This is a genomic window from Pseudoalteromonas sp. QJM3NY_12 (assembly GCF_056173165.1).
This window is the reverse complement of sequence record NZ_JBWBUF010000002.1, coordinates 512485-527309: the sequence shown is the minus strand read 5'-3', so window position 1 is coordinate 527309 and position 14825 is coordinate 512485. Positions and strand designations below refer to the sequence as shown.

The 14825-nt window shown below is 38.1% G+C and carries 13 protein-coding genes; 5 read left to right on the top strand and 8 right to left on the bottom strand.

The window, feature by feature from the left end; genetic code table 11:
• The first annotated feature begins 68 nt into the window (after positions 1 to 68).
• Entirely contained in the window at positions 69 to 866 is a 798-nt protein-coding gene (locus tag AC0VZ5_RS18145) for a response regulator transcription factor (protein WP_138605817.1), read from the top strand.
• A gap of 37 nt (positions 867 to 903) precedes the next feature.
• On the opposite strand, the gene AC0VZ5_RS18140 is transcribed toward AC0VZ5_RS18145, so the two are convergent.
• The 4 genes from AC0VZ5_RS18140 to AC0VZ5_RS18125 form a co-directional block, all read right to left on the bottom strand.
• Positions 904 to 2991 (bottom strand): bifunctional diguanylate cyclase/phosphodiesterase, encoded by a 2088-nt coding sequence (locus AC0VZ5_RS18140; protein WP_178956951.1) that lies wholly within the window; start codon positions 2989 to 2991, stop codon positions 904 to 906.
• Between the two features lie 183 nt (positions 2992 to 3174).
• Positions 3175 to 3855, bottom strand: a complete 681-nt coding sequence (locus tag AC0VZ5_RS18135; RefSeq protein WP_138605821.1) for an SDR family oxidoreductase — start codon at positions 3853 to 3855, stop codon at positions 3175 to 3177.
• 267 nt (positions 3856 to 4122) lie between these two features.
• Positions 4123 to 5469, bottom strand: coding sequence for an N-succinylarginine dihydrolase (astB, locus tag AC0VZ5_RS18130; RefSeq protein ID WP_475474811.1), 1347 nt, complete (start codon positions 5467 to 5469; stop codon positions 4123 to 4125).
• A gap of 349 nt (positions 5470 to 5818) precedes the next feature.
• Entirely contained in the window at positions 5819 to 6307 is a 489-nt protein-coding gene (locus tag AC0VZ5_RS18125) for a MarR family winged helix-turn-helix transcriptional regulator (RefSeq protein WP_008468659.1), read from the bottom strand.
• A gap of 130 nt (positions 6308 to 6437) precedes the next feature.
• Between AC0VZ5_RS18125 and AC0VZ5_RS18120 the strand changes: the two genes are divergently transcribed.
• A complete protein-coding gene (locus AC0VZ5_RS18120; RefSeq protein WP_138605824.1) occupies positions 6438 to 6866 on the top strand; it encodes an organic hydroperoxide resistance protein in 429 nt (142 codons plus the stop codon).
• An 835-nt stretch (positions 6867 to 7701) separates the two neighbouring features.
• Positions 7702 to 9819, top strand: a complete 2118-nt coding sequence (locus AC0VZ5_RS18115) for a methyl-accepting chemotaxis protein (protein WP_475474810.1) — start codon at positions 7702 to 7704, stop codon at positions 9817 to 9819.
• A gap of 64 nt (positions 9820 to 9883) precedes the next feature.
• Here the strand turns inward: AC0VZ5_RS18115 and AC0VZ5_RS18110 are convergent, their stop codons facing one another.
• A complete protein-coding gene (locus tag AC0VZ5_RS18110) occupies positions 9884 to 10471 on the bottom strand; it encodes a TetR/AcrR family transcriptional regulator (RefSeq protein ID WP_138605828.1) in 588 nt (195 codons plus the stop codon).
• 112 nt (positions 10472 to 10583) lie between these two features.
• On the opposite strand from AC0VZ5_RS18110, the gene AC0VZ5_RS18105 reads away from it, so the two are divergent.
• Positions 10584 to 11126, top strand: coding sequence for a carboxymuconolactone decarboxylase family protein (locus AC0VZ5_RS18105; RefSeq protein WP_138764933.1), 543 nt, complete (start codon positions 10584 to 10586; stop codon positions 11124 to 11126).
• Between the two features lie 59 nt (positions 11127 to 11185).
• On the opposite strand, the gene AC0VZ5_RS18100 is transcribed toward AC0VZ5_RS18105, so the two are convergent.
• Positions 11186 to 11716 (bottom strand): hypothetical protein, encoded by a 531-nt coding sequence (locus AC0VZ5_RS18100; protein ID WP_475474809.1) that lies wholly within the window; start codon positions 11714 to 11716, stop codon positions 11186 to 11188.
• A 48-nt stretch (positions 11717 to 11764) separates the two neighbouring features.
• Here AC0VZ5_RS18100 and AC0VZ5_RS18095 point away from each other — a divergent pair, with 48 nt between their 5' ends.
• Complete coding sequence (locus tag AC0VZ5_RS18095; RefSeq protein WP_138764932.1) at positions 11765 to 12124, top strand: DUF1294 domain-containing protein; 360 nt, start codon at positions 11765 to 11767, stop codon at positions 12122 to 12124.
• A gap of 47 nt (positions 12125 to 12171) precedes the next feature.
• Here AC0VZ5_RS18095 and AC0VZ5_RS18090 read toward each other — a convergent pair whose 3' ends face one another.
• Both AC0VZ5_RS18090 and AC0VZ5_RS18085 read right to left on the bottom strand, forming a co-directional pair.
• Positions 12172 to 12516, bottom strand: a complete 345-nt coding sequence (locus AC0VZ5_RS18090) for a PEGA domain-containing protein (RefSeq protein WP_138605835.1) — start codon at positions 12514 to 12516, stop codon at positions 12172 to 12174.
• A gap of 178 nt (positions 12517 to 12694) precedes the next feature.
• The gene (locus AC0VZ5_RS18085; protein WP_475474808.1) at positions 12695 to 14668 is read right to left on the bottom strand and encodes a serine/threonine-protein kinase; all 1974 of its coding nucleotides are present in this window, start codon (positions 14666 to 14668) and stop codon (positions 12695 to 12697) included.
• Positions 14669 to 14825: the final 157 nt, after the last annotated feature.

Genomic DNA, 14825 nt, shown 5'->3' with positions numbered 1-14825 from the left:
TTTCTTGTAAGTTATTACTTTATAATGAGCATTATAAAAATTATTTAATTAATATTAACAGGATTGAAATGAGTGATTTAACGGCAATAGCTAACTTATCTATTTTATTAGTTGAGCCTTCTGAAGTGCAGCAAAAGCTAATAAAAAAATCACTGGCTCAGTGTGGGGTGACACAAATTGAAACGGCCACCACTCAAGAAAATGCGCTGGCTGCTTTATCAAGCTACTCCCCTGATTTAGTGATCAGTAGTATGTATTTTAGTGACGGTACTGCAGACTCTTTATTACAGGCTATACGCAGTAACAGCAACACTGAGCAACAGGCGTTTATGCTAGTGTCGAGCGAGCGTAATAAGCGCCATTTAGAGCAACTTAGGCAATCGGGCGTATTAGCTATTCTACCTAAACCGTTTAATGCCGACGAAATTACCCGTGCGCTTAAAGCGACTCTGGATATTATTAGCGAGCAAGAGGTGGAGCTAGAGCACTTTGATGTCACTTTACTTCGCGTATTGGTGGTTGATGACAGTCGTTTTGCGCGAAAACATATAATACGTGTATTAGCGGGAATGGGTATTCCTGAACCTGTAGAGGCAGAAGACGGTAAACAAGCGATTGAAATGCTTAATAATCAATCTTTTGATTTAATTGTTACAGATTACAATATGCCAGAAATGGATGGTAAAGAATTAACTGAAACCGTTCGAAAGTCGAATACGTACTCACATATTCCAGTTCTGATGGTGAGCTCAGAGGCCAACGATACTCATTTGGCTAATATTGCTCAAGCCGGTGTGGATGCCATTTGTGATAAACCATTTGAACCTGCAACTGTACGCGATCTACTTTTTAAAATTATGAGCTAACTCGCAGCTGTAAAAGCACTTTTTAACTAAAGTGCTTTTAAGTCGCTTTGCAGTAACGCGATGAAAAATTGAGCAGTTTGGCGCCCGGCAAGGGCTTACTTAAATAAAATCCCTGAGCAATATCGCAGTTTAGCTCGTTAAGTAAATCTAGCTGTTCTTTGGTTTCTACCCCCTCCGCAACAACCTTTATTTCTAGGCTGTGTGACATAGCTATGGCTGCTTTTACCAAATTACAGTCTGCTTTATTATCTGTTATCCCAGTGATAAAGCTTCGGTCAATTTTTAGCACATCAAAGGGGTACTCTCTTAAGTAACTTAATGATGAATACCCTGTGCCAAAGTCGTCCATTGACAGTTTTATGCCCAGTTCATCAATTTGTAATAAGGCGTCACGAATTGAGGTTTGACTATTCATCAGTACTCCTTCAGTAATTTCCAGCTCTAAGCATGCATTGCTAATACTGTTTTTATGCAGAGTACGCTTAATTATATTTACTAATTCTGGGTCTCTGAATTGCCGCGGTGATAAATTAATCGCCATGGTATAGTTTTGCTTATTAATTGATTGCCATTCATTTAAAAAGCGAAGGGCTTGTTGCAGTACAAATACACCAATAGGCGCAATCAAGCCTGTTTGCTCTGCAATGGGAATAAACTCATCAGGGGTAATTTCCCCTAACACAATATTATGCCAACGTAGCAAAGCTTCAGCGCCAACGATGGTGTTTGTTTTTACGTCTATTTGCGGTTGGTAATAAAGCTCAAATTCGTTTCGCTCCAGTGCTCCATGCATTTGCTCTTCTATTTCAAAGCGCCGGCGCATTGCAACATTCATTTGCGGGGTGAAAAAAGAGGAGGTATTGCGGCCCATCGCTTTTGCTTGATACATAGCGGTGTCGGCATTACGTAACAATACCGAAGAACATGTGCCATCTTTAGGGGAAATAGCAATACCAATACTTAATGTTAATATTAAGTCTCTGCCTACCAATTTAAAGGGCTTTCTAAATGCTTGAAGCAATCGCTCAGCAATCGCTAAAGCGTCGTTTTCATCGTTTAAACTAGATATTAAAACAATAAATTCATCTCCGCCTAATCGACCAACAGTGTCATTTTGCTTTAGTGTTTGCTGTAATCTATGTGCGGCTTCGATTAATAATTTATCTCCGATTTCGTGACCCAAAGAGTCATTTACCTTTTTAAAATCATCAAGGTCCAAGAAAAATACCGCGGCTTTTTCATGATTTTTTTGTACTTCTATTAATATTTGTGACAAACGATCTAAAGATAAAAAGCGATTAGGCAAATCGGTTAAGCTATCAAAATGAGCCTGATGGCGGATCAATTCTGCTGAGCGGTGTGGTTCGCTAATATCACGGATAATCACCATGATTTGATTTTTTCTGGGCAGTAAGCGCAACCTTGCCTCATAATAAATTACGCCTTCAGGCATGCTTAATTCGTATTCAAATCTAACAATATTGTCTTGTGCTATTGTTTTTTCAATATGAATCTGAAACTTTTTCGCTACCTTTTTGGGCAGTACATCAATCATTTTTTTACCAATAAACTGCTGGGGTGGAATATAAAGATCGTTGTTATTGCCTGCGTGATAGTCTGTAATAGTGCCATCTTGTTCTAGTACAAAAAATAAGTCGGGAATGGCTTCAAAGATAGTCTTCAACATATTGGCATTAAATGTGGCTTCTGCTTGTGCCTTGTGGACTTCTGAAAGGTCAATATCGATACAATACATTTGTTTGGTATTATATTGATTAGTAAACATAACATGGCTTGAAAATACAGCCACATCATTACCCTTTTTATGTTTAAGGGTTAGTTCTGAGGCGGGAATTTCAATATCATGCTTAATCCAATTACTATGCGCTTCAATAACGGGCTCTCGCATTGGTGCGGGTATAATTAAATCTTCGAGTTTTTTGCCAATGGCTTCTTGGTGTGAATACCCATAAAGCAATTCACTGCCTTTATTCCAATAAATTACACGTCGTTGCTCATCATAACCTTGTACTGATACAGAATCGACTGCATCGAATAGTTGGTGCAACGGATCATTAGTAACATATTGATGGGCAGACATATTATTAGCTTTATGAGGAGCCATTAAATGGGTTCCGATTATTGAATTACTTTACTTATATAATAGACATAAAGTTGAGATTTAGCATGGTAAGGGAGGTTTCAATACGTGACTTTTCATCGATTTAGTTGACAGCGATTCTAAAAAAGCAAAATTAAGCACTTTTAGAGAAAAGGCCAATAAGTATTGGCCTTTTGGATTAACTTGTTAGTTGGTGGGCATTAAATAGATTTCGCGTACGCTATTACGCTGATTAGCTTCAATAGCAAATAATACCGCATCGGCCACATCTTGTGGGTCGAGCTTATCGGGTTTTGCTTCATCAAAAAAAGGCGTATTTACCATGCCTGGGGCAATAGTGGTACAGCGACCATGCCATGGTTTCATTTCCTCTGCGAGGTTTTGACCAAAGCCATGAGCAAACCATTTAGTGGCACCATATATAGAGCCATCAATGGGTCTTCTTCCAGCTGCAGAGCTTGTTAAAATAAAATGCCCCTGGTTTTCACGTAAATGAGGCAAAGTGAGTTTTGCGGTCCACAACAACGCTTTAATGTTAAGGTCAACCATGGCTGACCACTCTTGAGGATCGCCGTTTTCTGTGCCAGCTGATGAAACACCCATGCCTGCGTTAGCAAATGCCGCGTCTAATCGGCCAAATTTTTCAACGCCTTTACTCACCACATTTTCAAGTTCATTAAATTCAGTGGCATCGGCTGAAACGCTAAATGCGTTTTCATGGCCTAACTCGTCAACTAGTTTATTAAGTTTATCTTCACTGCGCGCAGTTAATATCACTTTGTGGCCATTATTAACTAATGTTTTAGCGGTCGCCTCGCCAATGCCGCTTGATGCGCCGGTAATTAAAATGACTTTATGTGTTGTCATGGTTTGTCTCCTTATATGGAATACTGCCAAGCTTGAGTACAAAGACCCATTCTAATAAGTGTTTTAGGACTAATTAAATGATAATGATAATGATAATGATACTGTTTTAGCGTGCTGCCAAGAGTAATTGATACCCTGACAAAGAGAGTTATATGTATGTAAATAGTCAGGATAATTATAAGGTTAAAAACTTAACCTCAATTGAATTTAGAGAGATTAGCGTTAAGAGCTTGAACGTATTATCAAGCCCTTAAAGTAGCAAAGCAATTAAGCTTCTAGTTGGAATGGGTATACAGGTCCTAAACTAAGCAACTGGGTTAACTCATCAAGGGCTTGGTAGCTTTCGGTTAGTAAAGCTGGATCGGCAAAGTCGTTAGCGCCGAGTTTATCGCGGTAATGGCGAGTAGCCCAGTCACATAATTGGGTATATTTTTCGTCATTTAAAATAACATCAGGGTTTACTGCTGCTAATTCATGGCTATTAAGCGCCACGCGTAAACGTAAACAAGCGGGCCCACCACCATTTTGCATACTTTGGCGCAAATCAAAAAACTGCACTTGATTTATGGGATTATCGGCAACAATTAGCTCTTCAATATACGCTTTTACAGCAGGGTTGCGCTGGCATTCTTGTGGGGCAACGAGCAGCATTGCATCGTCATTCATGCTAACCAGTTGGCTATTAAATAAATAACTACTAACAGCATCTTGAATACTCACTTTACTGGTTGGCACTTCAATAATATACAGCTGTTTGTTACCTACGTAGGCTTCGCGGATATCGTCTAGTGCTTGCGTTTGATTTAAAAACGCCTGCTGGTGGCAAAGTAAAACATTGGCGTTACCTACAGCAATTACATCATTATGGAACACCCCTTGGTCAATCACATCAGGGTTTTGTTGCAATAATATTTGACTGGTATCTTTTATATTATGCAATCGACAAATAGCCTCAGACCCCTCCAATGTTTGCCTTGCTGGGAATTTAGCTGGCTTAACAAGTTGACTGTTAAAGGCACTTGCACCAAATACAAATAACTCTAAACCTGTTTCACCGTGACTGTCGCATAAACGAGTATGGTTTGCTGCACCTTCATCACCAAAAAAACCTTGCTCAGGTAAGTGTGTATGATGTGCAAAGTATTGTTCGTTACTAAACATTGCTTTAAGCAAACGTGTCGTCGTATTTGGCTCTAATGAACGATGAAATTTATTATTAAGATTTGCCGCAGTAAAGTGTACTTTGCCATCGTTGGTATCAGGGGAGGGAGATACTGTAGCAGCATTAGCTGTCCACATGGCAGAGGCTGAGTAACAGGCGCGTAACAAAATAGGGTCGGCTTTAAAAGCTTTATTAATGACTTGCGCATCGTTGCCAGTAAATCCTAAACGACGTAATACATTTAAATCAGGGCGAGCATGAGGAGCAAACACCCCTTGGGTTAAGCCTTTATCGTGCATGGCTTTCATTTTAGCCAGGCCCTGCAATACAGCTTCTTGCGGATTTGAAAAACTCGCCGCGTTATTTAACGAAGCAACATTACCATACGACAAACCTGCGTAGTTGTGAGTAGGGCCGACTAAGCCGTCAAAATTAACTTCTAAAGCATGCATATACGTTCCACTAGCCAATTAAATAGTCTTTTACAATACAACGCTATGGGGTAGCTTGCAAAGTCTGTTTAAAAATAGTTCAACGAGAGTACATTCGTTCTTTTTCACTGGTGGTATGCGTATTTGTAGGCTCATTTACTTGCCACACTGTGATATCTAAGCGCCATAAAAAATAAAGAGTGTTGTATAAATTAGACATAAGTTTTTCCTTGGTGTTGCTAACGTCATTAAGGGAGTAGGAAGAAGTATGCCAACTGTTAATTGAATATTTTATGAATAATAATCAATAAGTTAATTTTTTATAACTAAACTATAAAAAAGCTTAAGCACCACATTGGATAAATTTGCGCTAGGTTTGCACTAACTTGGGACTGTCTTTAGCATCGACACTTTCATCTTCAGTCTGGGTGCTTAAGTCGCTAACGATTAAATCGAGTAACTGCATTAATTGCTGTGCTTGGTTAGTGTCGATACTGTCAAATTTACAGAAAATTGTTTTTGGAATATCAGCAGCTTTAAGTTTTAAAGATTGGCCGGTGTGAGTCAATTGCACCAAACGCTTACGCTTATCGTGTTCGTCCTTTATAACGTTAAGCAATGACTTGCTGGTCATCTTTTTTAATATTTGAGTAAGCGCGCCACCATCAATTGCGGTTTTATCTATTAACTCAGCGATGGTTACTTCATCTTGTTCCCACAGCGCCATCATAACAACATACTGAGGATAGGTAAGGTTAAGCTCTGCTAGAGGCTCCCGATAGGCACGGGCTATGCTGTTAGACGCCATATATAAACGATGGCATAACTGGTTTTTTAATTTTAACTGTTCAAACGACATCGCATTACCCTTCATTTCAAGATAGCTTATTTTAATTTGCATGCAAAGTAATTGCAATCAGAATTTAATTGCCTTATTATTTTGCGTGCAAAGTAATTAATTTGAAAATTTTAAATCTTAGGAGTTCACTATGAATGTATTACAAAATGTAGCTTATACAGCAAAAGCAACGGCAACAGGCGGACGTGAAGGCGTTGCTAAATCAGATGACGGTCGTTTAGATGTTAACTTATCAACGCCTAAAGGGTTAGGTGGTGACGATGGGCAGGGCACTAATCCAGAGCAATTATTTGCAGCAGGTTATGCAGCGTGTTTTATTGGCGCACTTAAATTTGTAGCCGGTAGCGAAAAAGTTGCTTTACCAAGCGATACTTACATTAACTCAGAGGTATCTATTGGTGCCATTGATGGCGGTTTTGGCATTGCGGTAAAACTGGCCGTGTCATTAGGTGGTATGGATAAAACAGCCGCCCAAGAGCTGGTAAATAAAGCGCATCAAGTATGTCCATATTCAAATGCAACACGCGGCAATATTGAGGTAGAACTTTCAGTTATTTAATCTATCCCTTTATATGGTTTATAAAAACACGTCATGATTGATCATCGCGTGTTTTTTTATTTGCTACTATACCTCTAAAACTCAACATGAATTGAAAAAATAGATAATTCCACTTTACAACAGTGAGTGCTGTACTCGATTCACTTAAAATTGAATTTAGTAAAATAACGACGTTACCAGCGGTGCTAAAACACATCCACACTTATTGTAATTTGGCTCAAGGCATAGAAGTTTAATAACTGTAGTGAAAGTGTTGCAGGAAAAGGCTGCTATTGAATGCGACTCAATGCTTAACATTCTGCTAATACCCAAATGACTGAAAATTTAACCCTGAAAGGTCAACAGACCCTAGTCATGAAGTTTACCATTGCTATCATGAGTGGATAAGCGGTGTTATGGCTCGCTCAGGAATAGCTTGTTGACCCATTCACAAAAACCCCTAAAGTAACAAGAAAGTCGGCCGATAGATTAGTTGTTATCGGAGAGTTTGCTGATTTTTTGCCACATTGGCAATCAATACCTCTTTAGATAGCTATCTTAATTGATAAATCTGTAAAAGTGATACGGTAACATTTTATATTATATAGCTGATGCAACTGGCCGACTGGTTGGAACAGTATTCTCATGATTAGTGTATAAACTATATGGATTAAAGCCTTGCCTGTGGATAGTTGTTTGCTTGTTGTTGTGCTAATAACCCAGCGGCGAAATGAGCAAAGTTAAATGGTAGTTGGTTATGAGGTTACGTTATTCAGGCTAATTTAAAACATTTAATAAAATGTTATTTAAATTGGTCTAAACTAAAAAATAAATAAGTAAAGCAAGGTAGTTATAAATGCGGGAAATAGCGTTAGCAAAAAAGTTATTGTGGATAAGCGTCGGAAGTATACTTTTAACGGTGGTACTATTTTCAGGCATACTGTGGTCTAAACTCTCATCGAGTAATGCGAATACTTCTGCTGAGGCCGAAACTTTAATTGTAAATGAGGTGGATGGTCGATTAACAGCAAATGCAGCCGCCTATGGTGAGAAAATCGCTGCCTTTATTAATGAAGCTTACCGAATACCCTTTTCGCTTGGTAGCATTTTAGAAGATGCCGACAAAGCCTCAATAGAACGTGACTCAGTTGTTTCTTTAAATCGCTCGTTATTAGAAAGTAACGATGTTATTTCTTCTATATATTCTCAGTTTGAACAAAACGGCTTTGATGGTAAAGATAGCGAATTTACTCAAGGCTATGATCACTCTGTTGCCGGTGCTGGAACATTAGAAATTTATTTCACTAAAAACAGTAATGGCTTGGTTGAACAACAGGTCGTTGAAGACGCGGCAGAAAAATACGCGGATAAAATAAATGAATTTGGTTTACGTGAGGCCGAGTGGTACTTGTGTGCTAAAGACAAGTTAAAACCATGCATTATGGAACCCTACTTATATGAGATAACACCGGGTTACTCAGAAATGATGACTTCACTTGTTGTACCCGTTATTAAATCAGGCAAGTTTGTTGGTGTAACTGGGGCTGATATTACCTTACCTGTATTTCAAAAGTTAACAGAAGAGCTTTCAAATGCGCTTTACAATGGCAAAGCAAAAGTAACGTTACTTAGCCATTTGGGCTTAATTGTTGGTACCAGTCATTATAAAGAAAAATTAGGGCGCCCACTGAAAGAAGCTGTTAGCGCTAAAAGTTATGAAAGTTACAAAGTACTAAAAGGCACTAAAGGAATTAACAAGCAAGCCGCAGAAATAATGGTGTCTTACCCAATTGAAATTAAGCTTGCTGATGTGAAATGGATGCTGCTAATTGAAGTACCCGCGGAACTTGCTTTTGAGGGGCCAATTCAATTAACTGCAGGCATGTCTGAGGCAGCAAAAGAGCTGGGTGTGATTATTTTGATCACCGGTACTGTGATTGCGGTATTGGCATTTATAGTAATGAAGCTCGTTGTAGGTAGTGTTGTAGCGCCACTGCAGCAAATTCAGGAACGCGTTGACAACTTAGCAAGCTCTGAAGGCGATTTAACTCAAACTCTGCATGTGGATACTCACGCTGAATTGATTGCACTAGCTGGAGGGTTTAATAAGTTTTTATCAAAACTTCGTGAATTGATCAGTGAGCTAAAAGCGGTCTCAGATCAAACCAAACACCAAGGTGAGGTTACTTCGAACATTGCGGTAGAAACCAAGCACAATGTGCAAGCACAGTTTAAAGAAATTGAAAGTGTGGTTACTGCAATGAACGAAATGAGCGCGACAGCACTTGAAGTGGCAAAAGCTTCAGAGCAATCGGCGCAACAAGCAGATGAAATTAATACCCTAGTGGTAAGTAGCGAATCGAGCTTATCATCAGCTATGACGCAAGTTAAAACCATGTCAGAGGAAATTAAAGAAGCTAATCAGGCGGTAGAGAAAGTAGCATCGCGTAGTAATGATATTACCCAAATACTTGATGTGATCCGAACTATCTCTGAACAAACTAACTTACTAGCGCTAAATGCAGCTATTGAGGCTGCGCGAGCAGGGGAGCACGGACGTGGTTTTGCCGTTGTTGCTGATGAGGTTAGAGCTCTAGCATCTAAAACGCGTTCATCAACCGATGACATTAGTAGTTTAATCGACAGCTTACTTTCAGAAGTGGGTAATGCATCAACTGTTATTGAAAAAGGTGTAGTACGCGCTGAAACTGCAGTAGATGAAACCTCAACGGCTTTTGATGCACTGCACAGTGTGGTTGTGAAAGTAGATGAAATAACCAATCAAATTACCCATATTGCAACGGCTGCAGAAGAACAAAGCCTAGTCACCGAAGAAATAAATCGCAACTTGACAATAATTTCTGATGCCGCCTCACAGCTTTCAGATTTATCTGCTCAGGCAGGCGACAGCAGTGAAGAGCTGAATAAACTGGTTGCGCAGCAAGACTCTGAACTTAATAAATTAAAAACCTAATCGTCGAACTTTGTTTTTAAATTAAAAAGGCAGCTAATTTAGATTAGCTGCCTTTTATTTTCGGCTAAAGACTTTTCATGAGTGAAAACATGTTTTCGATCATTGGTTTGGCTAAATGCTCGACGTTTGGTCGATTAAAATAATTACGTAAGCCAGTAAATTGTATTTGGAAAAAACGAGCATAATCTATAGCGGCAATATTTCCGCTTAGCTCTTTATCAGCTATAGCGAGTGTAAATAGTTCAGTAAGGTAATGTTCAAAGTCTATCATTAGCTCTACACTGATTTGGTAAAGATAACTGTCTTTCTCAATGAACTCATTATTAGCTTTTACTAACATGCAGATAGCACTTGGAGTATTACTTTTTGAGGAGATAACAACATACTCTACAAAATCTTGAAGTGCGTCAAGAATACTGCTGCATGATACTAAACGCTCATTTATTAAGCTTTGCATTTGCTTGGCATAGTTTTTTATCGCTTCACAATATAAACCTTCCTTAGAGCCAAATGCCGCATAAATGCTGCCAGGACGCATGTTAATTGCATCTTGTAAATCGCGAGTAGATGTAGCATGAAAGCCCTTCTCCCAGAATAATTGACTAGCGGCACGAACAACTTGCTCGCGTTCAAATTTAACTTTATTGGCCATAATAGTTTCTATTAAATTGAGCGACTGTTCAATTTTAACTTGAGCAGTCGCTCAAAATCAAATAGTATGTGTTTCGAAGTTAGTTAATTACATTAATTTATTGGAGCAGAACATGGCAGAATTTACGTTATATACTCAAGACAACGCACCTGAAGAATCAAAATCGCTTATGGCTGATTCAGTAGCAGCATTTGGTATGGTGCCAAACCTTCATGCAGTAATGGCAGAAGCACCTACGCTTCTTAAAGGCTACCAAGTACTACACGACTTATTTCAAAAAACATCGTTTAACGCAGAAGAGCTAACAGTGGTATGGCAGTCAATTAATGTTGAGCACGAATGCCATTACTGTGTACCAGCACACAGCGCAATTGCCGCTTCAATGAAAGTTGATCAAGGTATTGTTGATGCATTGGTTAATGAAACGCCACTTGCAGATGCAAAACTTGAAGTACTTCGTGAAACAACGCTTGCAATGACACGCAATCGCGGCGTAATTAGCAATGAGCAAATTGAGAAATTTTTTGCAGTAGGTTACGGTAAACAGCAACTGCTAGAAATAATTGTTGGTTTATCGCAAAAAGTAATGAGCAATTACACTAATCACCTAGCTGATACACCCGTTGACGAACCATTTAAAAAATTCGCAAAATAATAGCGGTTTTATAAATAACAAAGGCAGCCTAGGCTGCCTTTTGAGTTTTAAGACCAAAGTTACTTAAATTTAACGGTTTTTGTACTGCGAGTATAAATACGCTGTTCCGGTTTAGTCCATTCTCCTTTTTTTAAATAAGAGGTAGAAACAACAAACTGTTGATCTTTAAATTCACTGGTTGATTTAACTTTAGTGATCCCTTCTTTGCTACCAGTAACATCTTCGTAAGCCACAAATTGCGTTGGGCTCAGCACTTTCATGACGCCTTTAGTATAAAAACCAGCTGTTGTGAAGTAATAGAAAACCAGTGACTGTTTTTTACGATCATAGAAAATCATTGACTCCCCTCCATACTCACCCTCATTAATCGAGTGTGAAGTACGAATGGCTTTACCATTAAGTGCGCGCTGCCAATTACTGACATCTTGAATGCTTGGCTGACCTGTTTCGGTATTGAAATCCGCTTGCCATGTGCCTAAGTAAGGCGTAAATATCGCAAGTTCTGGCGCTAGTAAGTTTGCTTCATTATTTGCTTGAATACTAAATATAGATAGTGATAACAGCAGCATCGCGGCCTTTAAATATGTCATAATTTAACCTAAGTGTTTTTTAATTATTTTCATTATAGGCGATTATTTTTGATAAAAAGTACCTTAATTATATTTTCGAGTATGTTTATAGCTGCAATATGGCTTGCTTATTTAAATCATAAAATTGAGATGTTCATACCAATCTATATTTCATTACTCAGTGGTATTACTTTTTTATATTATGCCTGGGATAAACGAAAAGCAGTGCAGTCGAATCGTAAACAAGTAAGTCGTATACCTGAGCGACATTTACATCTCTGTGCTCTATTAGGAGGGTGGCCAGGCGCACTTATCGCGCAGCAAGCTTTACGGCATAAGTCAAAAAAGCGCGTATTTATAGTGGTATTGTGGTTGTGTATAGCGGTGAATTTAAGCTTGGGCGGTTATATTTGGTATGTTTATTATTAATGTTAAAATGCCTTTATTTAAAAAGGCATTTTACTGCATTAAACAGTCTATTGCGCAGATTGACTTGATTGTTTTTCATCGAGCTCTATGGTTAAGATAGTTTTTTTATCAACCGTTATCCATTTTCTATAAGTAATATAACCTGCCTTACTTACTTCAATATCATATTTACCTGCATCTAGTTCAATAGCATCTTGATACACAGGCACTATATTCATTATACGAACTCTAGAGTCGGCTGGGTTAGTGATAACCGTAAGTGATATTGGTGCATTTTCTTCGCTCATTTGAGGAGTTGGCTCAATAACAACATCTTCAGTTTTGTTTGTTTTAGATGTTGCTGAACAGCCAGTGAGTATGAGTGCTGCAGCTAGCAAGCTTAAATTTTTCATAGGTACTCCATAAATTATAAAAAGTCTAAATATGTAAAATCTTGGCGGAGTGTATGATGATATGAATGCACTCGTCGTCCTTGACTTTGTTGTCTGTATTTTGATTTTAGTCTAATAGCTATGCAATCGTTATTCAATCACTGCTGTGTTATTTTTGAACAATAAATAAACGCATTTTTTAGAGCATTTTGTCTAACGACTGAGTAATCGCTTCACTTTTTTCAACTAAACGTTCAGCGGCTTTATACATTCTTTTTTTCATTAAATCGTTTGCTGTACTGATGTAACGTCTCGACAATTCTTTTCTCAACGAAATTAAAAGTGAGAAGTCATCCGGTAATGCTGTTGATTCAGATTTAATAAATTCTTCGAATTCCATTAAAGCTTTATGATCTTCTATTGTTTCTAACTGAGCAGAGAATCGTTGAAACTTAGGACCATAAAACACCACGGCATCGGCACGAGGAAAGTCTGCCTGTTCGCCTAAATTAATCTTTTGCTGATACGCAGTTAATGCATTAATAGCAGATTCTCGCTGCATTAAATTTGCTAGTAACTCATCCGCTTTTTTGTTGTTTGTAAAAACGATTTTACCCACGTTTAAGAGAACTTTTTGGGTGATCACATCGTCACTTTCTATCGCGGTATTTAACGCAACTGTAAAATTATCAAAGTGAAGATCTGTAGGCTGATAACGGTAAGTTTTATCAACTTCTTTTAAGTCAAAAATCAAGTGGGCAATACTATTTGGCTGCTCCTCGTTATAACGCGATTGTTCGAGTAATAAATCGATTCTGGCTGTAATATCAAAAATAATTGATTGGCGTTCCCTAAGCACACTTTCTAATTGCATTGATAGTTTTTCTGAGTCAGGGTAATAATTTAATGCATCAGAGTAAACGGCTATAATTTTATCGAAATCTTTAAATTTACGACCAGCGATATTATTAAACTGATTAGCTTCATCGTTAAAGCTCTCTAATATGCTTTGCTGGTTTGATCTTAGTAACCCTTGTTTAAGCACTTCATATTGTGGCGGGATTTGTTCAAGTTTGTTTAAAATTGTTGGCCCCTGCCAAGACATCCACGCTTCTACTTGTTGATTAATTGCTTTGGCATTATCGAGTTGTGCCTGTAATTGTTTAGTATTATCTGAGTTTGAGTAATAGTTTTGCGTAATCAAAGCAATAATGGCTATACTCGCTGCTGTAGCAAAAATAGCAGGGTTTAAGTTTGTTGTAAGACTTTTTAAAATGGGCTCTAATGATTCAAGCCTTTGATTCGCATTTAAAACTAATGCTTTATTTAAATTGTTCCACAAAAGAATAGGGCAGTTACTTGGTTTTTTCACTGTTGTGTTTTTAGGAACTTTATCTGCAGCAACACGGTTAAATGGGTGTTTACTGCTGAGAAGTTCATAAGCAATGCATGCAAAAGAAAATACATCGTCTTTTACTGATGCTTCACTACCCTTTAATTGTTCAGGACTTGCATATGTTGGGGTGTAGCCGCCAATTGTTGCCAGTTCACTGTCATTTTTTACAGCGTATTGATCGTCTAAGCTTTTGTGTTTGGCAATACCAAAGTCAAGTACCTTAAGGTTACCGTTAGAATCAAAAATAATATTTGAAGGCTTGAGGTCGTTATGAATGACGCCACGCGAGTGGGCATATACAAGAGCGTCAGTTAATTGCTTTAAAATAATTTTTGCTTTTTTAAACGCTAAGCCAGAGGGTTTGTTTCGTTTAATAATTTGTTCTAGTGTTTCCCCTTCAATTAACTCCATAGTGACATAATATAGATCGCCGTCAGAGTCTGCTGAGTACACTTTGACAATACTTGGGTGGGAAAGCTGTTGCGTTTTTGCTGTTTCATCTTTTAGTAGTGAGATAGCTTCTTCAGAGCTTGAGAATTCTTCTTGAAGTACTTTAATTGCTACCGATGCTTCTGAGCGATTACCGTTTTCTAAAAAAGTATCGCGCGCCCGATAGATATAACACATCCCGCCTTGGCCAATCAGCTCTTCAATTAAATAGCGGCCAGATATTTTTTTGCCAAGTAGATTTTGCTTGCGAATGTTTGACGTTTTTTTTGCGTTTGAGTCTAGGGAAGCAATCTGAGTTTTATCGTTGTGATCATTAGTACTGCTCATAAAAAATCCTTTTATTGTGTTAAGTTAAATAATTACAAAGGTAAATATTCTCTGCTTATCTATCAATTTTCCCTCTGATATGAGCATGTATTTTACAAAAATATACAATTATAGCAATGCCTGAATGACATATTATTGTTGGTAAATTTCCCTTACT